The organism is Prevotella sp. E13-17 (assembly GCF_022024035.1).
Lineage (GTDB): Bacteria > Bacteroidota > Bacteroidia > Bacteroidales > Bacteroidaceae > Prevotella.
This window is the reverse complement of record NZ_CP091787.1, coordinates 1,907,816-1,924,902: the sequence shown is the minus strand read 5'-3', so window position 1 is coordinate 1,924,902 and position 17,087 is coordinate 1,907,816. Positions and strand designations below refer to the sequence as shown.

At 44.5% G+C, this 17,087-nt stretch carries 11 protein-coding genes and 1 pseudogene; 4 read left to right on the top strand and 8 right to left on the bottom strand.

From position 1 onward, the window contains the following. Positions 1–28: 28 nt before the first annotated feature. Complete coding sequence (gene recN / locus L6472_RS07565) at positions 29–1,699, top strand: DNA repair protein RecN (protein WP_237803849.1); 1,671 nt, start codon at positions 29–31, stop codon at positions 1,697–1,699. Between the two features lie 21 nt (positions 1,700–1,720). Next, positions 1,721–3,253 (top strand): hypothetical protein, encoded by a 1,533-nt coding sequence (locus L6472_RS07560; RefSeq protein WP_237803847.1) that lies wholly within the window; start codon positions 1,721–1,723, stop codon positions 3,251–3,253. A gap of 57 nt (positions 3,254–3,310) precedes the next feature. On the opposite strand, the pseudogene L6472_RS07555 reads toward L6472_RS07560, so the two are convergent. The 6 genes and pseudogenes from L6472_RS07555 to radA all read right to left on the bottom strand — a co-directional run. Further along, positions 3,311–3,718 (bottom strand): annotated as a pseudogene (locus tag L6472_RS07555) (MgtC/SapB family protein); the annotation flags it as partial. A 13-nt stretch (positions 3,719–3,731) separates the two neighbouring features. Beyond that, a complete protein-coding gene (locus tag L6472_RS07550) occupies positions 3,732–4,382 on the bottom strand; it encodes an MBL fold metallo-hydrolase (protein ID WP_237803846.1) in 651 nt (216 codons plus the stop codon). After that, positions 4,369–4,989, bottom strand: a complete 621-nt coding sequence (rsmG, locus tag L6472_RS07545; RefSeq protein ID WP_237803845.1) for a 16S rRNA (guanine(527)-N(7))-methyltransferase RsmG — start codon at positions 4,987–4,989, stop codon at positions 4,369–4,371. Before rsmG ends, L6472_RS07550 begins: the two co-directional genes overlap by 14 nt. A gap of 2 nt (positions 4,990–4,991) precedes the next feature. Beyond that, the gene (locus tag L6472_RS07540) at positions 4,992–6,719 is read right to left on the bottom strand and encodes an AMP-binding protein (RefSeq protein ID WP_237803844.1); all 1,728 of its coding nucleotides are present in this window, start codon (positions 6,717–6,719) and stop codon (positions 4,992–4,994) included. A gap of 13 nt (positions 6,720–6,732) precedes the next feature. After that, positions 6,733–7,317: a helix-turn-helix domain-containing protein gene (locus L6472_RS07535; protein WP_237803843.1), complete on the bottom strand. Its 585-nt coding sequence runs from the start codon at positions 7,315–7,317 to the stop codon at positions 6,733–6,735. A 108-nt stretch (positions 7,318–7,425) separates the two neighbouring features. Beyond that, complete coding sequence (gene radA / locus L6472_RS07530; RefSeq protein ID WP_237803842.1) at positions 7,426–8,811, bottom strand: DNA repair protein RadA; 1,386 nt, start codon at positions 8,809–8,811, stop codon at positions 7,426–7,428. 189 nt (positions 8,812–9,000) lie between these two features. On the opposite strand from radA, the gene L6472_RS07525 reads away from it, so the two are divergent. Both L6472_RS07525 and L6472_RS07520 read left to right on the top strand, forming a co-directional pair. Further along, positions 9,001–9,858, top strand: coding sequence for an ABC transporter substrate-binding protein (locus tag L6472_RS07525; protein ID WP_237803840.1), 858 nt, complete (start codon positions 9,001–9,003; stop codon positions 9,856–9,858). Further along, positions 9,845–12,031: a tetratricopeptide repeat protein gene (locus L6472_RS07520; RefSeq protein ID WP_237803839.1), complete on the top strand. Its 2,187-nt coding sequence runs from the start codon at positions 9,845–9,847 to the stop codon at positions 12,029–12,031. The genes L6472_RS07525 and L6472_RS07520 overlap by 14 nt, the downstream gene beginning before the upstream one ends. A 57-nt stretch (positions 12,032–12,088) precedes the next feature. On the opposite strand, the gene cls is transcribed toward L6472_RS07520, so the two are convergent. Together cls and L6472_RS07510 are read right to left on the bottom strand one after the other, a co-directional pair. Continuing rightward, a complete protein-coding gene (gene cls, locus L6472_RS07515; protein ID WP_237803838.1) occupies positions 12,089–13,345 on the bottom strand; it encodes a cardiolipin synthase in 1,257 nt (418 codons plus the stop codon). Next, positions 13,342–17,085 carry a two-component regulator propeller domain-containing protein gene (locus L6472_RS07510; protein ID WP_237803837.1) on the bottom strand — a complete coding sequence of 1,248 codons (3,744 nt, stop codon included), beginning with the start codon at positions 17,083–17,085 and terminating at the stop codon, positions 13,342–13,344. Before L6472_RS07510 ends, cls begins: the two co-directional genes overlap by 4 nt. Positions 17,086–17,087 lie beyond the last annotated feature (2 nt).

Genomic DNA, 17,087 nt, shown 5'->3' with positions numbered 1-17,087 from the left:
TATCTTTGCAAAGCAAAAGAATAAGAAAATGCTGAAACAGTTATATATTAAAAACTATGCCTTAATTGACCAGCTTGACATTAGCTTTGAATCGGGCTTTTCGGTCATTACGGGTGAGACTGGCGCTGGAAAGAGTATTATCTTAGGGGCCATTGGACTTCTTCTTGGTCAGCGTGCAGACTCTAAGTCTATCAAACAGGGGGCAGAGAAGTGTGTCATTGAAGCACATTTTGATTTGTCACGCTATGAGATGAAAGCTTTTTTCGATCAGAATGATTTAGAATATGACGGTGATGATACAATTGTTCGACGTGAGCTGACATCTGCTGGAAAGAGTCGTGCATTTATTAATGACGAGCCGGTGGCATTATCCTTGATGAAGGAGTTGGGCGATCAACTTGTAGATGTCCATTCTCAGCACCAAAATTTGCTTTTGGGAAAACAAGATTTCCAACTTGAAGTAATCGACATCGTGGCAGATGATGAATCCTTGATGAGACGTTATCGTGAAAGCTATGAGAGAATGCATGCCACAGAATGTGAACTCGAAAATATGCGTCAGGAAATTGCACGCAATCAGCAGCAGGCCGACTTTCTCCGATTTCAATATAATGAACTTGACGCTGCCAGGCTTGTTGATGGAGAGCAAGATGAGTTGGAACAGAAACAGGAACGCATGACGCATGCTGAGGATATTAAGCAGGCTCTTTATGAGGCAGATACATTGTTGATGAATGAGTCTGTGGGTGCTGTTGGCGCATTGCGAAAAGCTGCATCTTCTTTGCGTTCCATTGAACATGTATTACCTGAATTAAAGGATTTGGCAGAACGCTTGAATTCTTGTTATATTGAAGCTAAAGACGTCGCAACGGATGTAAGTGGACAGCTGGAGGATGTGGATTTTGATCCAGCTGAACTTGATCAAGTGAATGCGCGCCTGGATAAAATCTATGATCTAGAAAAAAAACACCGTGTAGAGACCATTGACGAACTGTTTTCTCTGCGTGACAATTTAAAAAGACAACTGGACGCCATTGATAATAGTGATGAATCTCTATCTTCATTAGAACAGCGTTTGTCAGAAGAGCGCGATGTGGCAAAGCAATTAGCTGAGGAACTAACCAAGAAGCGATTAGAAGCCTCTCGTCTTATTTACAAACAGATGATTGCAAGTTTGCAATTGTTGGGGATGCCGCGCGTTACGTTTCAAATTCAAATAGATAAGGCTGATCTGGGACCGAAAGGTCAGGATCGCGTGGCTTTTCTCTTTAGTGCAAATGCCTCAACTCCTTTGTTACCCATTTCACAAGTAGCTTCGGGTGGCGAGATTGCCCGTGTGATGCTATCGTTAAAAGCATTGATTAGTGGTGTGGTTAAGTTGCCAACCATCATCTTTGATGAAGTGGACACTGGTGTTAGTGGGAAAATTGCAGAGCAGATGGCACAGATGATGTCGGAAATGGGCCATCATGGTCGTCAAGTTATTAGCATTACTCATCTGCCGCAGATTGCAGCAAAAGGATGCGCTCATTATAAGGTGTATAAGGAAGAAACCGATAATGGAACAAAAAGTCATATGTTACGCCTGAATCATGACGAACGTGTGAATGAAATAGCACAAATGCTTAGCGGTAGTGATATTAGTTCGGCAGCTATCGAAAATGCTCGTCAGCTACTGAAGATAAATGAAAATGATTAATTGTATATAAAGTGATAAAAGATGAAGAAATACTCGTTGACAATCATATTGTTTTTCTGTGTAAGCCTGACAGTTTTGGCTGGACAGCCCTCATGGAGTAAAAAAATGTCGAAGGCAGTGTTTACACTGAAGACTTTCTCTGCCGATGGCGAACTATTGGGTAGCTCAAGCGGTTTTTTTGTAGGAGAGCATGGTGAGGCGATCAGTAGTTATGCACCCTTTAAAAATGCAGCAAAGGCTGTAGCAATAGATAATGCAGGAAAAGAATGGGACGTGGAAAAAATACTGGGTGCTAACGAAACATATGACGTTATCAAGTTTCGGGTTGCAATCAAGAAGTCTCCATCTGTAGAATTTGCAGCAGCAAAGCCAGCTGTTAATTCTAATTGTTGGATTTTGTCTTATAAGGGTTCGATGTCCATGGTGCAGGCGAAACTTCAGAAAATGGAATCGTTTAATACAGACTATACTTACTATACGATGTCGCTTCGCTCGTCTTTAGACCTTGTCGGCTGTCCCTTGTTAGATGACAATGGTAAGGTTTTGGGAGTGATGCAACCTATGAATAGTGATGGCGACACATTGGCTTATGCGGTCGCTGCTACCTTTGCCAATCAGTTAAAGATGACAGGGCTGAGTCTCAATGATCCGGCATTACGAGCAGTTCATATTAAGAAAGCCATCCCTGACGATTTGAATCAGGCGCAATTGATGTTGCTTATTGCTGGCTCTCATGACTCTTTGACCTACACTTCGGTTATTTCAGATTTTTTGAAACAGTTTCCTAAAGAACCGGATGGTTATGTGAGCAGAGCTCAACTGGCATACTCACATGGTCGTTTTGAGGATGCCATGCACGACATCAATATGGCTTATGAATTGTCGCCACAACCTAATTATTTGTATCAAAAGGGCACAATTCTGTTTGCACAAAACAAGTATGCTGAGGCATACGATTTATATCAGTCGTTGTTTGATTCTCCAATACGTTCTGCCGAGTTGTTCTATATGGCATCACAGTGTAAGGCAAAACAAAATGACAGTATAGCTCAGCAGGCATTGCTTGATAGTTGTTTGGCGCAATTTAGCCGTCCTTTGCTAAAAGAAGCAGCTCCATATTTATTAGTTCGTGCACAGGTGAGGCTTAATGCTAATCGCTATCGCGATGCCGTTGTTGACCTCAATGATTACGAACAGTTGATGAAGAGTCAGTTGAATGACAATTTTTACTATATCCGTTATCAGGCAGAAGTTGGTGGAAGACTGTTTCAGCAGGCTCTGAATGATATAGAAAAGGCTATCGAATTAGCTCCACAAAATGAGTTCTACTATGCAGAGAAAGCCTCATTATTAGTGCGTGTAGGCATGTATGATGATGCTATAACTACATCAAAAACACTCGTTCAGTTGCAACCGACCTATAGTGACGGTTATTTGTTTCTCGGTCTTGCCCAATGCTTGAAAGGAGAGAAAACCGATGGTATCGAAAACCTGCAGAAAGCAAAAGAACTTGGTGACACGCAGGCAGAGAGCTTTATTCAGAAATATAAATAGGAAATATTATTCTTCTTTGATTTCTTCATCATAGGGGTGCTTGAAAACTTTATGGTGAATGAAATCTACAAGTTCCAAGCAAACAATGACCATTGCTGTGGCTGTGGCGGCGACGATATACATGCCTGTACCTGCTGTCATTCCGATGGCAGACGTAACCCAAAGGCCTGCGGCAGTGGTTAGCCCTTTTACCACGTTCTTTTGAAAGATGATGGTGCCAGCACCAATAAATCCAATACCACTAACGACCTGAGCCGCAATGCGGCTTGGGTCGCGTTGTATTCCTTGGATGCCTACAAAATCGTCGAACCCATGAAGTGAGAGAACCATGAAAAGTCCGCTGCCAAGTCCTACAAGAAAGTGGGTGCGGAATCCTGCCTCCTTTGATCTGTATTCGCGTTCGAATCCGATAGCGCCACCTAATAGTGCCGCAATAAAGATGTTTAGAATATAGCTAGTAGTCATAGCGTTTGTTCTTTTATTTAAGATAAGGATTCATTTGAAGTTCTTCGCCAATGATTGTCTTCGGGCCGTGTCCTGTATAGACGATAGTGTCTGCAGGAAGTTTGGCAACCACATTTTCCATACTGTTCATTAGTTCTGTCCAGGAACCGCGTTGGAGGTCGGTGCGTCCAACACTCATTCTAAACAGCGTATCGCCAGAAAAGACGACTTTTTCTTTTTCACAATAGAACAATACGCTGCCAGGCGAGTGACCTGGCACATGAAGGACCTTCAGCTTGTGATTGCCAAAGCAGATGATGTCACCATCATTGAGAAATGTACCACAGGGTGGAACCTGCAGATTAGTGGCAATCCCCATCACGGCAAGTGTTTGTTCGTTGGTCGCATTGTAAAGGAATTCATCATGCTGATGCATCTTAGGTTTTAAACCAAAGTGCTGATAGATGGTGTCTGCTCCAAATACATGATCGAAATGTGCATGTGTACAGAGCAGATGAATAGGCTTTAGCTTCTTGTCGCGGATGTAGTAAATCACTGCATCGCGTTCTTCTTGGAAGAATGCTCCACAGTCAATGATAACACACTCCTTGCTTTCGTCGCAGACGATGTAGCAGTTCTCCTGTAGCGGATTAACGGTGAATGTCTTGACGTCAAACTGGGACATAGATGCAATGCTTTTCTTTAAACCATTCCTCTTCGAAATATTGGGCCAGCTCCATCGTCTGAACGATTCTGCGGAATGGGCGACTTTCGGCCTGTAAATCACCGCCTTTCAGGCAGATAACACCATTTGGAATGGCATTACGCTGATTGGTAGAGATGTTCTTCTTCACAATCTTCATCAGGTCGGGTAGGGGCATCACAGCCCGACTAACCACAAAGTCGTACTTGCCCTTTTCGTCTTCACCGCGCAGATGTTCTGGATGACAGTTGTCTAAGCCGATAGCCTGACATACTTCTTGTGCCACACGAATTTTCTTGCCCGTACCGTCAATCAGCTTGAACTGACATTCAGGAAACATAATGGCAAGTGGAACGCCAGGAAAGCCACCACCAGTACCAAAGTCAAGAATCTCTGTACCTGGCTTGAAACCAATGAATTTAGCGATAGCCAGAGAGTGAAGCACGTGGTGCTCGTAGAGATTGTCGATGTCTTTGCGAGAGATGACATTAATCTTTTCGTTCCATTCGTGATATAGAGCATCAAGGGCAGCCAGTTGTTCTAGCTGCCTTGATGTCAGATTAGGGAAATATTTCTCAATGATATTCATATTTATATTACTTCGATGCCTTGTTGTTTACAGAGTTCCAGACTCATCTCCTTCAGCTTGAACTTCTGAATCTTTCCTGAACCTGTTAGTGGGAACTTGTCGATGAAGAAGACATATTTAGGAATCTTATAGCGGGCAATCTTGCCGCGGCAGAACAACTGGACATCTTCTGCAGTCATCTTGGCACCCTCTTCAAGGATGATGAATGCGCCAACGGCTTCACCATATTTCTTCGAAGGTACTGCAGCCACCTGCACATCGCGAATGCCTGGCATGTGGTAGAGGAACTCCTCGATTTCGCGTGGGTAGATGTTCTCACCGCCACGGATAATCATATCCTTGATACGACCAGTAATTTTATAGAATCCCTGTTCATCCTTCACACCAAGGTCTCCAGAGTGCAGATAGCCATTCTTGTCGATAACTTCGGCTGTGGCTTGTGGGTTCTTGTAGTAGCCTTTCATCACGTTGAAACCCTTGCAGCACATTTCGCCCTGTACTCCTACGGGACACTCTTCGCCGGTTTCGGGGTCGAGCACTTTGACGTCGACGAATGGGAAGTCGCGACCTACGGTAGTGCAGCGCTGTTCGAAGGTGTCGTTTAGGCAAGTTTGTGTCATGCCTGGCGACGACTCGGTCAGTCCGTAAACGCTGGTGATGGTCATGAACATCTTTTCAGACACCTGCTTCATCAGTTCGATTGGGCATAGTGAGCCTGCCATGATACCTGTGCGTAGGCATGAGAGGTCGAACATGTTGAACATGGGGTGGTTTAGCTCTGCGATAAACATGGTTGGTACACCATATACAGCGGTACAACGCTCCTTGTGAATAGAGGCAAGAACTACCAGAGGGTCGAATTTCTCGACCATAACCTCAGTACAGCCGTGTGTCAGGCAGTTCATTGTTGCCAGCACAACGCCAAAACAGTGGAAAAGGGGCACGCAGACGCAAAGTTTGTCGTCTTGAGTGAACCCCATGTTCTCACCGGTGAAGTAACCATCGTTGGTGATGCCGTAGTGGGTCAGCATGACACCCTTGGGGAATCCAGTGGTGCCACTGGTGTATTGCATGTTGCACACATCATGACAGTTCACGTTCTTCTTCATCTCATTGAGCGTGTCGTCTTCGACGTTTTGTCCCAGCAGCAGCAGTTCGGCGGTGTTGTACATGCCGCGATATTTCTCCATACCTATATATACCACATTCTTCAGGAAGGGGAAGCGCTCACTGTTCAGATGACCACGTTCGCAGGTTTTCAACTCGGGAAGCATGGTATAAGTCATGTCCACATAGTTACAATCCCATGTGCCATCGGTGATGCAAAGCACCTCCATATCGGAGTCTTTGCAAAGATATTCCAACTCGTTTTGCTTGTAATTGGTATTCACGGTCACCAGTACGGCCCCTATCTTGGCGGTAGCATATAGGAACGTGAGCCAATCGGGAACGTTGGTTGCCCAAATACCTACGTTTGAGCCTTTTTTGACACCAATGGAAATAAGACCTTTGGCCAGATTATCAACACGCTGATTAAACTGGCTCCATGTGAAACGCAAGTCGCGATCAGAGTAAACAATATACTCTTTGTCGGGTGTCGTTTCTGCCCAGTGCTCTAACCATTGTCCTAATGTGCGTTCTGAAAGTGTGTATCCAGTGCTGCCGGTTTCGGCGGGGTATGTTCTGTCTGGCAGAGGTCTGCCTGCCATATCTAATTTTACGTTGTTCATCCTTTGTCTATGTTTAGAAAGGGATATAAACTACAGCCATGATTTTTGCGGCTTTGCCTTCTGCACCGTGGATGTGGTGCTTCACGATGGAGTCGTAGTAAATGCTGTCGCCTTCTTTCAGTGTGTATTTCTCCTTGCCGTAGTCAATTTCTATTTCGCCCTGCATCACGAAAATAAACTCCTCGCCTTCGTGGGCAGAAGAAATGAATTCTTTCTCCTCGCAGGGTTGAATATCAACAATAAATGGCTCCATGTGTCGGCCAGCTTTCTGCTTAGCCAGTGGATGATATTCCATATGTTTACGGGCATCGGTGGTTCCGTTTGAGAAACTAATGCTTGTTTCAGCTTCGCGGTCTTTAGCGCGACATACTACAGGGCCTATTGCGTCATTGTCATCCATGAAAGTTCCCAGTCGCACACCCAGTGCGCGGGCAATCTTAATTAAGGGTCCCAGCGATGGTAGGTTCTCATTGTTTTCAATAGCGATGATTTGGTCTTTGCTCAGACCACTGCGTTCTGCAATCTCTTCAAGAGAGAGCTTCTGAGTTTCTCGGATGCTTTTGATTTTTGATCCGACGAGAGAATGCTGATTGGACATATTATTCTTTTTGATATTAGTGTTATCTGTTTAATTTTGGTGCAAAGATACAAAAAAAGCATGAAATGCAAAAAGAAAACCCACTTTTCTTTATTTAAAGGCATGTAGCTATCCGAAGAGAGCCTTGAGGGCTTCCTCTACTTTGCGTACGGGGTGGAGTTCTATCTTGTATTTCTTTGGATTAATGCCTTGCATGTTGTATTTGGGGATAATCATATGAGAAAAGCCCAGCTTCTCAGCCTCTGCAATACGTTGCTCAATGCGATTAACAGGACGCACCTCTCCGCTAAGTCCTACCTCGCCTGCCATACACCATCCACTTTCTATAGGCGTGTCAACATTACTGCTTAGTACGGCGGCGATGACGGAAAGGTCCATTGCGAGGTCGGTGACGCGAAGACCACCGGCAATATTTATGAACACATCTTTCTGCATTAACTTAAAACCAACTCGTTTTTCAAGCACAGCTAAGAGCATGTTTAGTCGGCGCTGGTCAAAACCTGTGGCAGAACGTTGTGGTGTACCGTATGCAGCCGAGGATACCAATGCTTGAGTCTCTACCAGGAATGGCCTGACGCCTTCGATGGCGCTTGATATTGCAATGCCGGAGAGTCCGTCGTGATCTTGGGTGAGAAGAAGTTCGGATGGGTTGCTGACTTGTCTTAATCCAGTTTGCTGCATTTCGTAAATGCCTAATTCCGAGGTATTTCCAAAACGATTCTTAATGCTTCGCAAGATGCGGTACATGTAGTGTTGATCGCCCTCAAACTGGATGACCGTATCTACAATGTGTTCCAGAATCTTAGGTCCTGCCAGGGTGCCTTCTTTGGTGATGTGGCCGATGAGGATTACTGGCACCCCACTTGTCTTTGCAAAGCGGAGTAAAGAAGATGCACACTCTCTGACTTGTGCGATAGAACCCGCGCTCGATTCAACCTCGTCTGTGGCTATTGTCTGGATAGAGTCAATAATCAAAAGCTCGGGCTTCTCTTCCTTGACATGCTCGAAAATGTGTTCAAGAGAATTTTCGCATAAGATGAGAAAATTGTCAATATCTTTGTGAGGAATTCGCTCGGCTCTCATCTTTAGCTGATGAGCACTTTCTTCGCCGCTTACATAGAGGATCCTTTTCTCTGGCATGTTCAATGCCGTTTGGAGCGAGAGGGTTGATTTTCCAATACCTGGTTCGCCGCCAAGAAGTACGATTGAGCCTGGAACCAATCCGCCACCTAATACGCGATTCAGTTCATCGTCGTGCATATCTATGCGCGGATCAGCTTGACTGCTAATCTCACGTAGTCTCTGTACGCGATTACTTCTCAGTGCGTGTCCAGCTTGTGCTGCTATTGAGGTAGCTGTTGTGCGACTGTTGTCGGTTTCGATTTTGATTTCCTTGAACGTGTTCCATTGTCCGCAAGCAGGACATTTGCCAATCCATTTAGCCGACTCTTGTCCACAATTAGAACAAACATACGCAGTTTTTCCTTTGCTCATCTGTTTTTAAGTTTTTTTTATGCTACAAAGTTACACATTTATTTCGTAGTATCAAAGAAAATATTTACTTTTGCGACAAATTCGAAATGAGTGATGAAATACACCTATATATATTTATTAGCGCTTATATTTATCTATGCTTGTTCGTCTTCGACTGCGGAAAAACAGCAAAAAGAACAAGAGGCTTTGGTGCAGAAATTAAGGCAGGACTCGCTGGCATTGAAGATTGCTGTCTTGCCAACGCTCGATTGTATGCCGCTTTTTCTTGCTGAGGCAAATGGCATGTTTCAGCGTGAAGGTGTAGATGTTCGTTTGGTTCACTATAAAGCACAAATGGATCAGGACACGGCTTTTCTGAATGGAAGGGTAGAGGGGCTCGTCACTGATTTGGTGCGAACCGAGTATTTGAAGCTAAAAGGCACTCCGTTAGATTATATATCTTCTACAAATCTTCAGTGGAAACTTATTACTAACCGTGCGGCACGTATTGTCCGTATCAGTCAGTTAGAGGACAAGATGATAGCTGTGACTCGTTTTTCAGGAACTGATTTCCTCGTCGATTACCTGTTGGACAGCCTCAAGCTGAAGTCGAAAAATGTGTTTCGCGTTCAGGTCAACGACGTGAATGTGCGAATGGATATGTTGCGCAATGGCATTATGGATGCTCTAATGTTGACCGAACCAATGGCTACCGAGGCACATAACATGAAACATCGCCAGTTGTTTGATAGTCGCGACCTGAATATACAATTGGGTGTTATTGCCTTCAATCCCATCGTTCGACAAGACACGATGAGACAACGGCAAATGAAAGCATTTGTCAAAGCTTATAATATGGCTTGTGACTCTATCAATATCAAAGGACTAAATAACTACAAAACTATAATCAGTCGTTACTGCCACACAGATGAGTCAACTTGTGATTCTTTGCCCACAGACATTCGCTATCATCATATAGTGCCTCCACGTGACGCAGATGTGAAACAAGTAAGTGGCTGGTTGAAGCGAACCCAAAACCATTATACCAATCAAAATGCAACAAAATGAAACGCTCAATGCGATTATCGAGCTCATCGAAAATCGAAGATTAGGTAAGGCTATTGACGAACTTGAAAACTATCTATTATCACACACTAGTATGCGGGATATGGAGATACTTTCTGGCATCAGGTCTGATTATCAGTTGATGGCAGAATATTGGCAACGTGGGTATGCCGATCCTAAACGTGCAGAATTATATGATAGTTTGCTTCGTCGTCTCTATATGCTGACAGTTAATGTAATGATACATCAGCGTATTCGCAATAGTTCCTTCCTGAACTCCCTATATAACCGTCCCCGACAGATCCGAAAAGATTGGTCTATGTCCAATGTGAAACATGATCTTGAGACGTTTGTTTCTACAGTGGCCATTCTTGAACTCGAGCCTCCTCACACGAGACAGGCAAAACTTGATCTAGTCTATCAAGAACATCAGGACATGATGCACGACCTTTTCGACTATATTCTAACGTCACGTCTGTGGAAGGATTGTCTGGCAGATGCTTTTGAAGACATCATATTGTCGCCAACGATTGATGTGAACGATCAACAGCTCATCGTGAGTGCTATCACAATATCTGCTATGAACGCTTTCGGACCTAATAAGTTCAAGGTTTTGATGCACGTCTATCAAAAGGCTACAGACGAGCGACTTAGGCAGCGCGCTTTAGTAGGGTGGGTGCTTTCGATGAATGCCGAGCGAGCATTACTCTACACAGAAATGAAGGATCTGATTCGTGAGGTTTGCAGCGATGAGCGTTGTTGTCAGGAGATAACCGAGCTGCAGCTGCAGATGCTCTACTGTATGGATGTGGAGAATGACAGCAAGAAAATACGAAATGAGATTATGCCTGACCTGATGGCTGGCAATAACCTGCGAATCACGCGCCATGGAATTGAGCAATTAGAAGACGACTCCTTGGAAGATATCTTGCATCCTGAAGCTTCAGAGCAAAATATGGAGCGCATGGAGAAGAGCATGCAAAAGATGATTGACATGCAGAAACAGGGCTCTGATATTTTCTTCGGTGGCTTTTCTCAGATGAAGCGCTTCCCCTTCTTTAATGATGCGCTCAACTGGTTTATGCCTTTCTATCCTCAGCATCCAAGTATCAGCCAAATGTGGAACAACTCAAAGGCAAAGAATATTCTGCATAATCTCACCAAGACGAGTGCCTTTTGCGACAGTGACCTTTACTCATTCGTGTTGGCTTTCGACCAAGTGTATCGTCATATGCCAAGTGATATGGTGAAGATGTTAAACGATGGCGAAGCTTCTGCTGTCATCTTGGGTGCCCAAATTGCTGATGACGAGCGTCGAAACCCAGCCTTTGTCAGAAGGCTATACCTGCAAAACCTCTATCGCTTCTTTATGCTCTTCCCTTACCGTAATGAGTTTCAGAATCCATTTGCAGCTGATGCTAGTTTGATAGAATACGCCTTCTTTGGCAATAAGTTGTTTAGGGAAACTCCACTTGAGAGTCGTTTTGTCGAGGTGGCAGCCTTCATGGTCAAGCATCATTACTATAAAGAGGCGCAGAGTGTGTTGGAGAACTGTAGCGAAAAGACACGTGATTATCAGTTTTACATGCTTAAAGGCAGTATTTTGCGACATTTTGATCGCATCAATTCCTACCAGTATCAGATGGCTCTCAGTTTGAAGCCTTATGATGAAAGAGCTATGGCAGCCTTGGCACGAGCCTACTTTTCAGAAGGCGCCTATGAGGGAGCCATGAAGATATATGATGATTTGCTTGTTGAACATCCTGATAATAAGGGTTATCAGTTGAACAATGCGATATGCCTTATTCACGTTAAGCGTTATGAGGATGCCATGAAATTACTCTATCAATTGTCTTATCTTTATCCCGAAGATGTTGAGATTCAACGTGTATTTGCTTGGGGGCTTACTGTCAACCGCAAGTTTGAACAAGCAGAAAAAATTTATTCACAGTTACTTTCTGCCGAGGAACCAAATATACAAGACACCTTGAACTATGGCTATTGTCTTTGGTTCGAGGGAAAGCCGTTGGATGCTTCAAGCATTTTTCGTGCGCTGAACGTAAAGCATGTGGACTTCGAACGAGAGTTTAAATATGAAGAGGATCTCATCGCGTCAATGGGAATCGACAATGCTGAGCTACATCTCATGTTAGATACCATCAGTGTAGGGCATTGATGCTTAATGTCATCTAAAGGTCTGGTGGAGTGAAGACTAAAGCGTTGGTCGGCAGACCTAAAGAAATGGGCTGAGCAGGTGGGCAAACCATCCACGGAATTTTTGCCAGGGGGTGCGGAATTCGTTCCACACCTCCTTTGTCATATAGATGCTTTCATGTTTGTCCCGATCAAACATGTGGTCCAGTTCCAGCGTCGTTTCTTTGTCGATGATGACGGCATTCTCTTCATAGTCGAAACGAAGACTACGGGCATCAAGGTTTGTGCTTCCTATCGTGCAGAACTTACCATCTACCATCATGATCTTGGAGTGGTGGAAACCAGGTTGGTAGAGCCATACATGGGCACCTTTCTTCATCATGCGATGCATGTTATAGAAAGCGCAATCGGGGGTTAATGGAATGTCGCTTTTGGCTGAAATCATCAGTTCCACCTTTACACCACGCTTGATAGCTCTTTTTAGGGCTTTTGTGATGCAGGGGCGCAAGGTGAAGTAGGGATTGATGATGCGTATGGAGTCTTTGGCATCGTTGATGGCGTTCACGTAGAAATAGCGCATCGCATCGTTTGTTGTGCGAGGCTCACGGTTGACGATACCGATGCATTTATTTCCGACAGCTTCACCTTGAAAGTATTCTGTCTTTTGGCTAATATCTTCTTTGGTGGTTTTCTTCCATATCTTTGCAAAAATATGCTGCAGGTCATTTACGGTGCCTCCTTCTATTCTGCAGTGCATATCGCGCCATGCACCTACTTGTTCCGTACCTTTTATATAATAGTCGGCAACATTCATACCTCCAGTATAGGCTATCTTACCATCGATGACCACAATCTTTCGGTGATCACGCGGCCAGATATGGTTCACCCATGGAAATCTAATAGGGTCAAACTCCCAGATGTCTATCGAGTCGTTGCGTAGCGCTTTGATGTGTTTCTTCAGCAACGGTTGGTTGTTGGAGTCATTGCCGAAAGCATCGAATAGGGCACGAACTTCAACGCCTTCGCGGCGCTTCTCTTTGAGAAGTTCGAATAGCTGCATGGCTATAGAGTCATTTCTGAAATTGAAATACTCCAGATGAATGCTGTGGCGTGCTTGGCGGATGTCATCAAACATGCTGTCAAACTTCTCTTGGCCTGACATGATAACCTTGATGTTGTTGTTATCTGAAAACCTGATGCCATACGATTTTAGCTGATTGTAGATGAGTGTATCGGATGAAGTGTCAGGTTCTTGTGCTTGTATTCGTAAAAGGCAAAAGGCGAGTGCCACTGTCAGTAGGGCTCTCGTCCTTATGCTTGTGTGTTTGTTTGTCATTGTCTATATTTCATGCGGTACTCCGATGGAGAGATACCGAATCGTTCTTTAAACATGTTAATAAAGTGTTCGGCAGTAGGGATACCAATGTTTGATGCCAGTTCACTCATGTTAATATTCGTACGTTGCAACAGCACGCAGGCATTTCTCAGACGTAAGTCGCGAACGACTTCGGCAGGTGTTTTACCAGTGATGTCTCTTACTTTCTGGAAAAATGGTTTCATACCCATTCCCATTGCAGCAGCCATTTCCTCAAGATTGATTGTGCCTCGACTCATGTTTTGTTGCACATATTGTTCTATGCTCCTGATCAGTTGGCGGTCAATGTTATAGGTCATACTGTCGTCTTCCTGTTCGCTGCCAGTGATAAAGGCATCATCACTTTCGTCTATGTTGTGGTTGCGAACAACGAGTGACACAGCTTTCAGTTCATCATCAATATCGACATGCTTGTTAGCGGTCTCAAAGTCAGCACTTTCTGTCGCTGTGGTCATACTCGAGTTGCGCCCTTCCAGCATGCGTGTCTCTGCGCCTTCGATGAGGTTTGAGTCAAATTCGATTGGACCAACACCCAGCAGCTTGTTGATTCGTGCGACGGCTTCATGAAGATTGAAGGGCTTTGCAAGGTAGTCATCGGCTGCCATTGTGATGTTTTGGTTCATCATCTCGTTGTACGACAACTTCATGTCGGTCATCAGGATGAACTTAATTTTATTCATCAAGTGATGCATCTTAATCTGATTGCACAATTCACTGCCATTCATCTCAGGCATGTCTTGCTTACATACAATCAGGTCTGGTTGCACCACTTCTATGTCAGCAAGTGCCTTCTTCACGTTGTCGTAAGGGTGGAAGTCGTAGATGTAGCGCAGTCGGTTATTGATAAACTTGATAAATTCCGGATTATCGTCAACGAAGACGATGCGGAACTTAGATGTTGGCAGATCGTTCTGCGAAGGACGAATCTCTGAGGTCAGTTCTTCTTCTACCATTTCAGGCAAAGACAGTTGGTCTGAAATCGTGCCCAGTTCAAAGTTTTTGTTTACGACTTGTTGAGCCTTCTCCTCTGGATGTTCAAGCGCTGACTGCATATCGCTGACACGAGTGATGACGGTCAGCATCTGCGAATGTAGTGCATTGAGTTGCTCGCGTTCTTCGGGCGTGCTGTCTAATTCAGCCAGATTCATGATGATAGATGTCATGCGCGACATGGGTTGCCTCAGGTCGTCACTGGCAGCTTTAATCTCATCACGTTGTACGGCTAACTCTCTGAGTATGGCATGCTTTTTGACCCACAATGCTTTCAATTGTGCCCAGCCCTTACGCCAGATAAAGATGAAGGCGGCCAACAGGAGTGCATAAATGATGAGCATCCACCATTGTAAGTACCATGGGCGCTGTATTGTGATTTTGAGTACTCGTTCCTGGTCGCTTACTTGTCCGTCGGCATTCATGGCTTTCACGTGAAGTGTGTAAGTCTTGCTGGGTAGATCAGTGAAGGTCACACCATGTTTAAGTGCGTCACCATTCTTCCAGTCGTGGTCCAAGCCTTCCATCCAATACATAAATTGCAGTCGCTCGCTCTGGTTGTAGTTGCCACCGGCAAACTTAATGGTGAATGTATTCTGACTATTTTTCAGCGTCAGACGGCTTATCTCGTTCAATGCACTAGGAAGTGGTACGATGCCGTCGTATTCATGTCCGGTCAGAATTTCCTCTTCATCTATAAATAATTGGGTCAATATGACTTGCGGTAGCGATTCCGTGTCGCCTTTCATTTTGGGGCGCACCATGTTGATGCCGTAAAGTCCGCCCATGACAACCTCTCCGTCTTTGCGAGTAAGTATGGCGCCAGGATTAAATTCATCGCTTTGAAGACCATCGTTATAGTCGTAGTTGTAGAGGCCATAGTTGAAGGTTCCTTCTTCGTGGTCGCGCTGTATGACAATGCGGCATACGCCATTGCTTGTCGTTATCCAGATGTTACGGTGCTTGTCTTCAGTGATACCGCATATGTTATTATTGCACAAACCAATCTTATCGGTTATCTGTGTCAAGTTGTCTGTTTCTGTATCGAGCACGTTTACACCTTCTCTCGTACCTATCCACAACAGTTTTCTGGAGTCTTCAAAGATATCCGTGATATAATTGTTTGTGAATTTAGTGATACTGCTCTGGTTGCCAACCAAGTGTGTTATCTCGCCAGTCGAGATGTTCATGATGAATACGCCTTCTGCTGTGCCCACCAATAGACGATTTCGTGATGCGTAGAAGAGTGATGTGATATAGTTCGTTTTAAGTTTTCCATTCTCTTTCGTATAGTTTGAGAACTGGTTCATCCGTGGGTTATACATTTGCAATCCGCCATCTGTAGCTATCCACAGGTTTGCACTCTTATCAGTGCAGAGGTCGTTGATGTGGTCATCAATCAGCGTTTTGCGAATGCTGTCGTTGGCTGTTGAGTAAATATGCGCAGTGCCATTGACGATGCGTGTCAGCCCGTTCTGCTTAGAGCCCACCCATAAGCTTCCGTCGTTGGTATAGGTCATTGCGCTCACCTTCATGCTGGCAAGGGGACCATCATAATCGATCAGACCATTGTCGCTTGTACCATACCATACCTTTCCGTTGGCATCTTGCGCCATTGCAGTGATATCGCCAATAAACTCCGACTGAAACTTATAAATTTTATCGCCTATATAAGCCACACCAGCCTTCGCTGTGCCAACCCAAAGCAATCCAGTGTTGTCCACATAAACACTTTTTATACCCATGTTTTCGTTGATTCGCCTCATGGGCGACATGCTTTTTAGTTGGACGGGCTCGATGGTGTGACTTACGGCGTCGATATGTATGAGCCCATGACGATTAGTGCCCACCCATACGTTTTTGTTTTTGTCGCTATAAACGGAACTGACGGCATAGTCGGCATTGCCACCTGTTAGCCCCAGTTGGTCGCCAATATGAGTATCCCAAAGGTTCAGCTTGCGGTCGTAAGAGAACAGTGTGCCCTGACCGTAAAGCCAGATAATGTCTTTCTTATCAGTATATACACGTAAGGTTTTTGAATGGCGAAGATGCTGAATAGCAATATCTTGATTCTTCCAAACAACTCTCTGTTTTATTGTTGCATCGCAGCATACGAGTCTGCCGTCTGAATAAACGAGAATGACACCATCATTGCATTCGCCAATAGAGCAAATCTCGCCTTGCGGAATACCTGTGGCATCGTTGGTATATCCAAATTCATAGAGTAGCTGTTGTTGCATGTCATAGCAGAAGACACCCTTGCTTTGTTGGTAACCCCATAGGTTTTTGTGTCGGTCAATATAGATGATGCTGGGTGTACTCTTCATACCAAGCTTACTGAAAATCTGTCGCATGTCGCGCTCAAAATTTTCTGTTTGTGGATGATAGATGCAATAGCCAGAAGAGGTTTTCACCCATAGGTCGCCTGCCAGCGAGGCCTGTATGCTCTCTACATAACTGTCTGGCAATGACGAACCGTCTTGCGAGTCACTTTGGAAGTGGCGGAATGTGTAGCCGTCATATCTGTAAAGACCTGCTGGTGTGCCAAACCACATGTATCCTCTGTCGTCTTTAAGGATGCAGTTAATCTGGCTCGATGTTAAACCATCTCTTGCTTCCAGTTTCTTATAAAGATACTCTGCTGATGTTGCAGTTTGTAATATAGCAACCACCAGCAGCAGTGTTATATAGATTTTTGTTCTTTTTTTCATAT